We start from the raw sequence: 12,433 nt of genomic DNA on the forward strand, positions 1-12,433 counted from the left end.
CCTCGCGCTACCCATGCATTTCATTCGCCATTCGAGGTCTTCGAACGTATGCTTGCAACCGCGTCGATAACCTCAGCTTCCATTCATTAGCCCCCTGTTGCGCTTCACTCTTGAAACCGCCAACGCAAAACCAACGTCACTTCCTATTTAACAGTCGCGCCGCTTCAAGGTTTGACAAAAATCGGACACACGTCTAATAAAGGCGATTGGGAACCGAGTCCATTCGATCCGGCGATCTGATTCGCCAAACCAGCACGAAACAGGATCGGAGATTATTTGCAAGGCATGCACGCCCTTTGCGTCCAGCGCGACGTGAATAATGCCTTTATCCGTGAACGGTCATGCAAGACATTACGGTACGCGGGTTTTATGCTAAATCCACGCAATTAAACGCGCACGTAAAAAACCCGACGGCACACAAAGCGCCCGCCGGGTTAATTGCGCATCGCGCTTACTACTTTGATATCGATCTGTCTTAGCCGCTGTCAAAGCCGTTCGAGCGCCTGTTTCATTCTCTGCACGCCGGTTTCGATATCGGCTGCGCCGGGCGCGGCAAACGACAAGCGCAGCGCGGCGGTATCGATATTGTCTTTATAGAAAGCCACGCCCGGCACAAACATCACATTGCGCTCGATACAAGCGCGCAGATAATCGGACGCATTCTGACCGGCTTTCAGTCGCGCCCACACGAACATGCCGCCAGCCGGACGATGAAACGCAATGTGCTCCGGCAGTTGCGCTTCCAGCGCGTCGCACAGCGTGCGGCATTTCACGGCATAGGCGTCGACGATGCGCGGCAAATGCCGCTCAAGCGCACCGCTCGCGAGGTACTCCGCGGCAATCGCCTGGGTCCACGGCGAGCTGCACAGGTCGACCGTCTGCTTGGCGACCACGCAACGGCGCAGAATCTCCGCATGCGCGAGCATCCAGCCAACGCGCAGGCCGGGCGCGACGATCTTCGACAGACTGGAGAAATGCACGACCCAATCGCGTGAACCCGGCACCTGTTCGCTCAACGCGAGCAGCGAAGGCAGTGCTGCGCCGCTGAAGCGCAGATCACCATAGGGATCGTCTTCAACGATCAGAAAGCGGTAGCGCGCCGCCAGTTTTAGCAATGCCACGCGCCGTTCGAGCGACAAGGTCGCACCGGTCGGATTGGCGAAGGTGGGCACGGTGTACAGCAGCTTCGGCGGCCGGCGCAGCGTGCCCGACTCGAGCTTCGCGGCGAGCGCGTCGACGTCGAGGCCATTCTGGTCGACGGGAATCGTGACCACATCGGCCTCTTGCAGCTTGAGCGCCTGCAAGGTCGCGGGATAGGCGGGCTGTTCGACCAGCACCACGTCGCCGGGCGCGACCATCACGCGCAGCAGCAGGTCGAAGCCCTGCTGCGAGCCGGTCGTCACGAGCAAGTCCTGCGGCGTGCAAGGGGTGCCTCGGCGCGTCATTAAATGCGCGAGTTGTTCCTTGAGGACGACGAGGCCGTCGGTGGGGCCGTATTGCAGGCAAAGCGTGGAGTGCTGTGTCGCCCGTGCCGCGGCGGCGTCGAGTCCTTCACGATCGAATAGATCGCTCGCCGGATAGCCGCCGGCGAACGAGATCATGCCGGGTTGCGCCAGATACTTGAAAAGCTCGCGAATCGGCGAACCGGTCGGTGCTTCGAATGCGGGATTGAACGTGAACATGGTGACGGGCCGCTTATCTCTAGAGGGAGGATCGGCGTCGATTGTGGCCAGTGTCAGGGTGAGCGGCAAACGATATCTACGCACTACGTATTGCGTTTTTCGCATCACCCCGGCGCGCGCGGCTACACCACGTTTTTCTCCACGATAGGCCGGTTTTCGAGCACTCGCGTGAAACTCAACGAGCCCAGATCGAGCGTCGTATAGCGGCCATGCAGAATCAGTTCGCTGATGCCGCGGCCCGTTGCGGGTCCTTGCTGCAAACCGTGTCCGCTAAAGCCGTTGGCGAAAATACAGTTATCGACATCCGGGTGGTAGCCGATGATCGCGTTCTGATCGAGCACGTTGTATTCGTAGTAGCCAGACCAGCAATTCTGCACACGCAGCGCTTCGAATTGCGGCACGCGATGCGCGAGCGTCGGCCAGATCACATCGTCGAATAGCGCGTGATCGACTTCGTCGAGCGGCAGATCGTCGGGGTCGTTATCCGCCGAGGGTGACGTCCCGCAGATAAACGATTTGCCTTCGGGGCGGAAATACACGCCGGTCGGATCGATCAGCAACGGACACCGTTCGAGCTGCCCCGGCGAGGTGACATTGAAAATACTGCGGCGCCGCGCATAAACCGGAATGTCGATACCGGCCATCTGCGCGACTTTGCGTGACCACGCGCCGGCGGCATTGACCACCACGTCGCACGCATAGGTCTCGCCGTTCGCGGTCTGCACGTGAGTCACACGTTTGCCGTCGCGCTGGAGCGCGGTGACGTCGGCCGCGATGTAGCGCGCGCCGAGCGATTGCGCCTTCTTGCGCAGCGCCTGCACGAGCCCGTAGCCGTCGAACCAGCCTTCGCCGCTCTCACCGTACGCACCGGCCACGAGGTCTTCTGTATTGAGCCAGGGAAAGCGCGCTTGCAATGCAGCTTTGTCCAGCAGACTGATATCGGCGCCGAGACTTTTTTGCAGCGAGTGATTCTCGCGCAGCGTCGTCTCGCCGGCCGGCGTCGCGAGGAACAGGTAGCCGCCTTCGTGCAGATCGATCGACGGTTTGGCGCCGTCGACTTCGAGCCGTTCACCGATCGAGCGCAGAAACTCGATGCCGTACAGCGACATCTGAATGGAAAGTGGCGTGGAGAATTGCTGCCGGATCGAAGCCGCCGATAAGGCCGACGACGAGCGCGCATAAGTCGGATCGCGCTCGATCACCGTGACGCTGACTGTCGGATCGGACAGCCGCAAGAAATACGCGATCGAGCTGCCGATCACCCCACCGCCGACGATCACGACTTTGGAACTCACGTCTTACCCCACGAGTAGCGTGGCCGCTCTTAACGCCGGCGGCGCAAACGGATTGCTGAAGAAGGTTGGGCAAAGCCGCAGCGGCGCGTGAATGCGCCGCTGCCTGTTACGGATAAACGAACGGATTGCGCGAGCGGTATCAGCCGATATTGAAGTCGATACCTTGCGCGAGCGGCAATGCCGACGAGTAATTGACCGTGTTGGTCGCGCGGCGCATATAGGCTTTCCACGCGTCCGAACCCGACTCGCGGCCGCCGCCGGTTTCTTTCTCGCCGCCGAACGCGCCGCCGATTTCCGCGCCGCTCGGCCCGATGTTGACGTTCGCAATGCCGCAGTCGCTGCCCGAGTCGGACAGGAAGCGTTCAGCTTCGCGCAGATCGGTTGTGAATACACACGACGACAGACCGTGCACCGCCGCGTTGTTCGCTTCGACCGCATCGGCGAAATCGGTGTAGCGCAGCACGTACAGAATCGGTGCGAACGTTTCCTTCAGCACCACCGCCGTTTGCGACGGCATTTCGACAATCGCCGGACGCACGTAGTAGCCGCCTTCATAGCCCTTCACGTCGACGCGCTCGCCGCCGAAGACCTTGCCGCCTTCAGCCGTGGCCTGTTGCAGCGCTTCCTGCATGCGGCCATACGATTGCTTGTCGATCAGCGGACCCATCAGCGTGCCCTTTTCGAGCGGGTTGCCGATCGGCACCTTGCTGTACAACTGCTTCAGACGTTCGATGGTTTTGTCGTACACGCTTTCGTGCACGAACAAACGGCGCAGCGACGTGCAACGCTGCCCAGCCGTACCGACCGCCGAGAACAGAATGCCGCGCATGGCGAGTTCGTGATCCGCCGTTTGCGTGACGATGCCCGCATTGTTGCCACCGAGTTCGAGCAGCGAGCGGCCGAAGCGCTTCGCCACTTCCACGCCGACGGTGCGGCCCATTTCCGTGCTACCCGTGGCGCTGACAATCGACGCGCGCGGATCGGCCACCAGCTTCGCGCCCACATCGCGGCCGCCGTTGATCAGCGCGGTGAGACCGGCCGGTGCATCGCCGAACTCTTGCAGTGCCTCGTTGAGAATCTGATTGACGGCGAGCGCGGTGAGCGGCGTCTTTTCCGACGGCTTCCAGATCACCGCGTTGCCGCAGACCAGCGCGAGCGCCGCATTCCACGACCACACCGCAGCCGGGAAATTGAATGCCGAGATCACGAGGCAAGTGCCCATGGGATGCCACGTTTCAGCCATACGATGCCCGGGACGCTCCGAGGCGATCGTCAGACCGTACAACTGGCGCGACAGACCTACCGCGAAATCGCAGATGTCGATCATTTCCTGCACTTCGCCCATACCTTCCTGGAGAATCTTGCCGGTCTCGAGCGTGATGATGCTGCCGAGCGCCTGCTTCTTCTCACGCAGACGGTTGCCGAGCAAACGCACCAGTTCGCCGCGGCGCGGCGCCGGGACGTTGCGCCAAGCGGTGTACGCCTCTTTCGCCTGAGCGAGAGCCGTGTCGACTTCCGCCACGGTGTTGCTGGCCACGCGGCCAATGAGTTCGCCAGTGATGGGCGAATGAACCGCGATGTCGCCGGCTTGCGCCGCGTGGGCGATGCCGAGGTCGGCGAGAATGGTGGAAGCGTCCATGAAGATCCCTTTTATTTCCGATGCGAAACAAGAGTAAGTTCGGAAACTATACACGCGGGTTTTTTTGGCGGCAAGGGTATTTGCCCGGTAACGGCGGGCAAAAGACTGTTGAAGGCTTACTGAGCTTGAGTAACGCGCGGAGCGAATGCATCGCTGCCAGCTTTCGCGTGCGTCGGCGCCGGAGCGGTAGCCGCGCTCTGGCCGCGTCGCACTCGTTTCTTATTGGAAATACGGGCTGCCGTTGGTGGTATCGTGGAATCGCCGTGCATGATGAATGCAGAGGCTGACGCGCCTTCAGCGCTCACAGGACAAAGGCCAAATAAACCGGCGCGAATCAAGTGTCAGGCACAGCCCTTGCTTTTACTTGCGGCTCGACAGGACCTCAACGCGTGGCAATTCAGCCCGCCCCCCCCTGTCACGACTGGCGCCACGAACATCCGGGGCCCAGTCCAACCGACATTTCAGGCATAAGCATTATGAGTCGCGTATTACTGGTCGACGACCAACCCGAGGCATTGTCCGCGCTGCGCGCCGTGCTGGTCGGTCGCGGTTACACGGTCGCCACGGCGGCGGACGGCGCCGAAGCTTTTGAACGACTGCAACGCACGCGCGTCAGCGCCGTGGTGTGTGACTGGCGCATGCCCAATATGGACGGCGCCGAGCTGATCGAATCGATGCAGGCGCGCAGTGAACTGGCGTCCGTACCCGTCATTCTGACAAGCGGCAGCGGCGAGGCGCCCGCGTTGCCCGTCAAAGGCTTTCTCAGGAAACCGTTCGCGCTGGACAAGCTGCTCTCATTGTTGGCCGAATGCGAAAGCGACGCGGCGCTGCCCGCTTCGTGCTGAACGCGGTGTTGCGATCGCGGGAGAGCATCGTCGATGCGCCCGCCAGCCGGACTCGCGCACAAAAGCGGGGCACGCGATGAACTCGTGAGCGCGGCCATGCGGCTTCGCGGTGCGGTGACCTCCGAGCGCAATCGCGGCTGAACGATCGAATCGCTTGAATCTCACGCAAGCGCCGCGGTGGCGCGCATAGTCAGATAGCCTTCGTGGTCTTTGGCCCACAGGTCGATGATCTTGCCGTCGGCGGATGGCTTGCCGCACACCGTGAACGCCTGACCCGCGAATGTCGGGCGCACCGCCTTGAAGGCGAAACTCTGCAGCGTGGCGTCCGGTTGTTCGCGGCGCACCAGGTCGACCAGCAGCGTCGCAATCAATGGACCATGCACGATGAGCCCCGGATAGCCCTCGACCTCCGTCACGTACGGGTAGTCGTAGTGAATCCGATGGCTATTGAAGGTCAGCGCCGAGTAGCGGAACAGCATGACGGGGCCGGCATCGATCGTGCGACGCCACGTTTCCCCTTCCGGCGCGAGTTGCGCCTGCGGTGGCCGCGCGCCCTCCTGCGGTTCGTCGCGATAGACGATGTCGTGCTCCTCTTCGAGCTTCAGTTCGCCGCCCGCTTCAATGGTGTGCTGCACCGTGACGAACACGAGACGGCCGGACCGGCCGGTCTTGTCTTCGATATTGGCGATGGTCGAGGTCCGCGTGGCGCGCTCGCCCACTTTCAGCGGCGCGTGAAACGTCAGCCGGCCGCCGGCCCACATGCGGCGCGGCAGCGGCACGGGGGGCAAAAAACCGCCGCGCTTTGGATGGCCGTCGGGGCCGACCTCGGACATCGGCGCAGTCGGCAGAAAGTACAGCCAGTGCCAGAGCGGCGGCACGCTATCGCCGTGTTCTTCGCGATCGAGCGTGGCGGCCATTGCCATCAGCGGAAAGGCCGTGATGTCGTCTTCGGCCACCATCTCCTTGTCGAGCCAGTCGTCGAGTTTCTGCGGGGAAGCAGACATAGGCAAAGTCTCCGGATGTGCGTTGGGCCTAACAGGGTTTTACTATGAACAGGGCAGCACGTCCCGCGAAGTCGGCATTTCCAAAGCGGGAGTCGGGTTTGTCTAAAGTCCGCCGCACTGCCGGACTGCCGCGTGCGGAAGCGCACGCCCCCTGCCGGGGCTGGATCGTTCTGAACATCATGCACCCGTTGCCCGAGCAACGACTGCGAAACGCGCAGAATTGAAGAGCAAGAGTCGGAGGGCGTGACAGAAGGCCTGTACTTACACTCAATCATCGTTCTGGTAATAGCGTGATGGAGAGAGTTCATGGATACGATTGCGAAGGGTCAACAGTCGCACTCGCTGGAGTTGGAGTTCGGAGCCGGTGCGATCCAGAAGCCGGATCTCAAAGACGGTGAGGCGCAGACGGCCGGCTCGCTTGCGCAGCGCATCGGGTCGGTCGACTGGTCCGAAATAGAAGAAGGTTTGAACGCGTATGGCTGCGCGATGCTGCGTAATCTGCTCAGTGCCGGGGAATGCGCTGCGCTGACTGCGCTCTACCCGCGCGAAGCCCTGTTCCGCAGCCGCGTCGTGATGGCGCGGCATGGTTTCGGCCGCGGCGAATACAAGTACTTCGCTTATCCGCTGCCGCCGTTGATCGCGGATTTGCGTACCGCGCTTTATCCGTGCCTCGCGCCCGTGGCGAACCGTTGGAACGAGGTGATGGGTATCGACGTCCGCTATCCGGCTACGCATGCGGAATTCATCGAACGCTGCCACGCCGCCGGTCAGACGCGCCCCACGCCGCTCATGCTTCAATACGCGATCGACGACTACAACTGCCTGCATCAGGATCTCTACGGCGAACACGTCTTCCCACTCCAGGTCGCAATTCTGCTGTCCGAGCCCGGCGCGGACTTCACAGGCGGCGAATTCGTCATGACGGAGCAGCGTCCGCGCATGCAATCGCGCACGGAAGTCGTGCCACTCGGCAAAGGCGACGCGGTCGTGTTCGCGGTCCACCACCGTCCGGTGCAAGGGACACGCGGCGCGTACCGGGTGAATTTGCGGCATGGCGTAAGCCGCCTGCGCTCGGGCCAACGGCATACGCTCGGGGTGATTTTCCACGACGCGACTTGAGCCGGCCTCCGTTTGGCGGGCTTGCCGCAGACAGTTACGCGTGCTGCTGCGCCGCCGCAAAAATTCGACAATCGTGATTTTGACCAGGTATGATTCGGGAAAACCCGAACCCGCCGGATGCGCTGCGCTACCCTTTGCAGCGTATGTCGGCGTGTCTGTTCGAGTGTCATCGCCCGTTGTCGGGTGGGCTGTTAGCCGGTGATCCCGGCATGGCGGCCCAATCCGGCGATACAAAGCTGGCGGGCCCGCGCGCCCGCCTCGTCGCAGTCGGTCAAAAGCCGAAGGCGGCCAATTAGCCTGGACATCATCGATCATGATTGCTGCCGCGTTTTCGCGCGTCGCCGACCGCCTGCTTGCCGCGGATCCCGGACTCGTACGCCTCCATACCGCGCTGCGCGTTGCGCTTGCCTGCCTGCTCACCGGCGTGGCCAGCGTCGCGTGGACTGTCTCCGTCCACCAACCCATCACGCTCGCCGCACCCGGCATCCTCTTCGCAATGGTCGCGCCGCTGTTCGTGCGCGATGCGCGGCGGCCCGCATGGTTCGGCACGCTCTTCACCCTCTATCTGTGCGCCTGTGTGTGCTTCGCTACGGCGAGCGTGCTGAGCCGCTATCCGCTGGCCGGCGACGCCGGCTTCCTCGTCGTGATGTTCGTCGGCATGTTGTGCCAGGCATGCGGTCCGCGTGCGTTGGGATGCGCGATGCTGGGCGTGGTGTGTTTTTACCTCGGTCTGTATCTGCATCCATCGACGACGCATCTCGTGCAGTCGCTCCTGCTCTCCGCGTTCGGCCCGTTGATGGTCACGCTGGTGGGTCGCGTGATCGTACCGATGCGGCCCGCGACGAGCTTGCGCCTGGCTGTTCATACGGTCACGCTGCGCGCGTCGCGTGTGCTTCACGCTCCGGCGGCGGCGCATCTCTCGGCGTTGAACGAAGCTGCGCTTTCGCTCGAAGAACAGTTGGTGCTGTTGGATCCGTCGGATGCTGAAACGATTCGCGAACGGATCGTCGAAGTGGAAGTGGCTGCCGGGCAGTATGCGTTTGCATCGGGGCATGCGGATGGCGGCGGCGAGGCAAGTGCCGACGTGTTGCGTCACGCGATTGCGCGGCTCAGGGAAATTGCAAATCGAGGCCACATCGCACGATGCGCTTCATCTGTACATGCGAGCGGTGCGGTTGCGCTGACTGCCGCGCGGCGCCTCGCCGACTTGCGCAGCAAGCTCTGCTGGCTGCCCGCCACGCGCGCCACGACGGCTGCACTACTCGCGATGCTGATCGGTCACTCGCTTTCGCCGGAGCGCTGGTTCTGGGCGGTCATTACGACGTTCGTCGTGTTTCTTGGCACGCGCTCGCGCGCCGATACGGTGTACCGCGGCGCGCAGCGCCTCGTGGGGACGCTGGGCGGTGCACTCGTCAGCGTTTCGCTGGTCGCGCCGCTGCAGGACTCACCGGTTTTGCTGGTCGCCGCGATGGTGCTATGCGTGTTCGGCTGGGCTTACTTCATCCTGAACGCGTATGCGCCTGGTGTGTTCTTCATCACCGTGCTCGTGGGGTTGGTCTACGGCGAGTTGGGGTTCGCAATGGGCCCGCTGGTCGAAATACGAATTGAAGAAGTGCTGGTGGGCTGTGTCGTCTCGTTCGCCGTCGCGATACTGATGATGCCGCTCGCCGCGACGCGGCATGTCGAGACGAAGCTGAGTTCGGTGTTGGGCGCGTTGCGTGAAGTGGTGCGGCTCGCCGGGTCGGGCGCGCTAGCGGCTGATGCGGCTCCGGCCATGCGTAAGCTCGATCGCAGTTGGCACGATCTGCGGATCGCGCTGCGACCGCTGCAGACGCAGCGCGTGGTGGTGTGGAATCCCGATGTCGAACTGGCGACCGGCTCGCTGCTGTGTTGTCTGCATTGGGCGCGAGTGTTGAGCGATTCCGCACGGCGCGGCGGGTTGCGCGAAGAGGTGGCGCTCAATGCGGCGGAGGTGGGCGCGGCGCATGTCGATTCGATCGTGGCGCGGCTCGATTCGTTGATTGCGCGGTACAACGGCGCCGTGGTGCGCGATGCGTGGGGTGGGCGGGATGAGCTTGCATCGGTGACGACTGCCGCTCATGTTGATGCACGTAAGGCGCCGGCACTCGCGCAACTGGATGGCGCGGTCGCGCAGTTGTTCGATCGATTGACACGGCCGGTGTCGGATGCGCGGCGGGTGTTTAATTGGGCGTTGCGGGGGCGGGGGGTTTAGGAGTGCCGGGGGGTGGTGTAAAGCTCATTGGCGATAAGGTTACGAGGAGCGGAGCCAGCGAGTTTGGATCAAGTGTGTAAGCGACCAACTATTGCAGGTTCTCGTCGTAGTTCAGAACCACGGCATACGGCGGATGTTTAGCCATCGATAACCTCTGCATTCTTGATATCTTGCAAACGCTGTTGGCATGCACGGCGCTTGTAAGCGACGGCTCGTCAGGCCAGCGAGCGCAGTGCACACGGTCCCGATCGTCATAATCCCAGTTTGGGCGCGTGCGCCGTCTGAATGCTGGCGTTGGAGTCGGTCGAGAAGAAGCGTTCCACACCGTTGCGTCCACCGCGCACATTGCCAATCCGCTATCCGTACGCGACCCGAGCTGCCTGCGGAAGTGATGATTACGTTCGACCCACGACGTTGAACAAAGCCGCAGCGCCAGAACCGGCACGCTGCTCTGCCTCTTTTCGCGGATCGACAAGAGTCCGAATTGGCTGCCCAGCGGACGACGCCCAGGCGGCGCCACCCGCTGGAACATGCCTTTGTGATGACTGAGCGTCGGTCGACCAAGTCACCGAACCCCGGAAAGATTACTCTTCAGACGGTCTGTCGATCGGTGCCTCTGTAAAAGTAATGTATTGCTTGAGATCAGGTTGACCCAGCGCGATGAGACTGAGCACTCCAGCGCCAAACCGACGCGCAAATTCGTCGTCAAGTCTGAACTCGAATTCATCCAGTAAAACAGGCATTTCAATTGCCCCTTTCAACGCCGTGGCCATCCTTCCTCGCTCGACTGACTGCAAGATCAACTGTTGACGGTCTTGGTCGTAAGTTACAACCACGGAACATGGTGGAAATCTGATCATCAGTGCCCCCTGCACTCCTGATAGTCGTCAAATGCATTCTTCTTGCAAAGCGCGAGGCCCGCCAAACCACCCATATATTTGGCAAGCAAGTTACACCTGAACATATCGGACTCATACTTCGCGTGACAGTCCGCCTCACGCCACTCATTATCCCCGCTGCTCCCACACGTGACCATCCCACCGTCGCCGCTTCCAGCTCCGAAGAGAGTACTGTAAAGCGTCGCCCTTTTCGCCGAACTGGTCAGATCCGGCACAAGCACAGGATAAGGGACTTGCGCCTGATCGCTCAGCATCACTTCCGTTGCCTCGCCCATGCTGGAAGTGCGGCGCTCAGTTCACTTTCAAAAAGTTTCTCCGTTAGCGAAGCTTTCCACCGCATGTAGCACTCGACACAGATGCCTGGTACGAATGCCCGTATATCTGACTGCAATCCCGTGAGGCTGGGCGGCACCTGAAATTCCGGTCAGTACCCGCGACAGGAAACCGCAAAGGGGTTATCACACCGCGGAGACGCAACAACGGCGTACCGCGGCGCAAGCCGTCGACACAAATTCCAACACCGCCGATCATCCTTTGTGACCGGTCAACGCACCCGACAACATGGTGGGCCTGAACGCACATGCAGATTGTTCAGAGTCCTAATGCAGACAATTCTTCGGATAGCGATGCAGTTTTTGTTCGATCATAGGTCAGGATAAGTAATCTCCTAAGCAGTGAAAATCTGCAACGCTGATGGCATCACCAGCTCCAATTCATGGAAAGTTTCAGAATCTGAAATGAATATCAATTTTAATTTTCGCCATATTGCGATTCTGCTTGTCACTACGGTTGCGGCATTTTCTCTGGGGTGCCTTGTCACGACACAACATCATGTGAAGACGGAGGTGAACGAATACAAGAACGATCGCGTCAGAGCGGGGGAAACTGTGCGCGAAAGATCCTCCATCTCAGAAAATCCGTATTCATTGTCGTCACCCATGCGCCGTGAATATGACGAATTTCGCAAATGGGTTTTTGAGAATAAAAAAATAGTTTATCTTAGTCGCTCAGGAAATCGACAAGATCTATTAGACATTTCAGGCGCGCTGGAAGCCAAGGGGGTGTCTAAGATATCAACAGAACTGCTGGAACAACGCCTATCTTCTGTAAATAAGATAATAGCGTCTCTGGATGCTCATACTTGCAGTACACTCATAAGAGGAGGGTTCAACCTCTCCGAGTTCATGATCCAAGCCTTCCCGGTAATAAACTCGTTCGACGAAGGCGAAGCAAAAGCATGGATCCAGGTTAACAAGGCTGCCATCGAAGCGCAACTTGCGGGATCACCAAATATCGTGTTATCAACCGAGGACGCAGCGCGAGCCCTTATAAAAATAGCGAGATTATCGAATGCATCCCAGTCGAAAACGTATTTCAGTGGGCTCGCTAGTTTAAAGACAGCAAGCAACGAGGAAGCATGCACGACGGCCCGCACACTTTATTCACTAGGAAATGAATTGCCGGAGCCTTATCGCGGATACATGGCGAGGCTGCTCCTTACCGGGCGCGACGGGAATGAAATTATTAATAACTAGAACAATTCAAATAAATTACATATAAATTTTAATTACTTGCCACAGATTGACCCGCCAAATAGGACTATCGACGATGCCCACCGTTTTGATAAACGATTACCTCAACCCAATAATTAATACCACCACATCGATGGCCGGCGCTATGCAGGCAGCGGCGGGAGGCGATTTGATTGAGGCGGCCG

General features: G+C 60.3%; 9 protein-coding genes. 4 read left to right on the plus strand and 5 right to left on the minus strand.

Translation table 11 applies throughout. The features are described 5' to 3' along the window. Positions 1–485: 485 nt before the first annotated feature. From AC57B1_RS13850 to amaB, 3 genes are all read right to left on the minus strand, one after another. Positions 486–1,682: an aminotransferase-like domain-containing protein gene (locus AC57B1_RS13850; protein WP_496417765.1), complete on the minus strand. Its 1,197-nt coding sequence runs from the start codon at positions 1,680–1,682 to the stop codon at positions 486–488. A gap of 122 nt (positions 1,683–1,804) precedes the next feature. Beyond that, positions 1,805–2,977 (minus strand): NAD(P)/FAD-dependent oxidoreductase, encoded by a 1,173-nt coding sequence (locus tag AC57B1_RS13855; protein WP_408348500.1) that lies wholly within the window; start codon positions 2,975–2,977, stop codon positions 1,805–1,807. Positions 2,978–3,116: 139 nt separating this feature from the next. Then, positions 3,117–4,616, minus strand: a complete 1,500-nt coding sequence (gene amaB / locus AC57B1_RS13860) for an L-piperidine-6-carboxylate dehydrogenase (protein WP_496417766.1) — start codon at positions 4,614–4,616, stop codon at positions 3,117–3,119. 476 nt (positions 4,617–5,092) lie between these two features. On the opposite strand from amaB, the gene AC57B1_RS13865 reads away from it, so the two are divergent. Next, positions 5,093–5,461 carry a response regulator gene (locus tag AC57B1_RS13865; RefSeq protein WP_408187565.1) on the plus strand — a complete coding sequence of 123 codons (369 nt, stop codon included), beginning with the start codon at positions 5,093–5,095 and terminating at the stop codon, positions 5,459–5,461. Between the two features lie 161 nt (positions 5,462–5,622). On the opposite strand, the gene AC57B1_RS13870 is transcribed toward AC57B1_RS13865, so the two are convergent. Beyond that, on the minus strand, positions 5,623–6,465 hold the full coding sequence (locus tag AC57B1_RS13870) for an HTD2 family dehydratase (protein WP_496417767.1): 843 nt from the start codon (positions 6,463–6,465) through the stop codon (positions 5,623–5,625). Positions 6,466–6,771: 306 nt separating this feature from the next. Here AC57B1_RS13870 and AC57B1_RS13875 point away from each other — a divergent pair, with 306 nt between their 5' ends. Together AC57B1_RS13875 and AC57B1_RS13880 are read left to right on the plus strand one after the other, a co-directional pair. Continuing rightward, entirely contained in the window at positions 6,772–7,584 is an 813-nt protein-coding gene (locus AC57B1_RS13875; RefSeq protein ID WP_496417768.1) for a 2OG-Fe(II) oxygenase, read from the plus strand. 313 nt (positions 7,585–7,897) lie between these two features. Further along, on the plus strand, positions 7,898–9,817 hold the full coding sequence (locus AC57B1_RS13880; protein WP_496417769.1) for an FUSC family protein: 1,920 nt from the start codon (positions 7,898–7,900) through the stop codon (positions 9,815–9,817). A 584-nt stretch (positions 9,818–10,401) separates the two neighbouring features. Here the strand turns inward: AC57B1_RS13880 and AC57B1_RS13885 are convergent. After that, positions 10,402–10,590, minus strand: coding sequence for a hypothetical protein (locus AC57B1_RS13885; protein ID WP_353615898.1), 189 nt, complete (start codon positions 10,588–10,590; stop codon positions 10,402–10,404). A gap of 863 nt (positions 10,591–11,453) precedes the next feature. Between AC57B1_RS13885 and AC57B1_RS13890 the strand changes: the two genes are divergently transcribed. Then, positions 11,454–12,251, plus strand: coding sequence for a hypothetical protein (locus AC57B1_RS13890; RefSeq protein WP_496417770.1), 798 nt, complete (start codon positions 11,454–11,456; stop codon positions 12,249–12,251). Positions 12,252–12,433: the final 182 nt, after the last annotated feature.

Source organism: Paraburkholderia sp. BGA-UO-ETr-F21, from assembly GCF_059567925.1.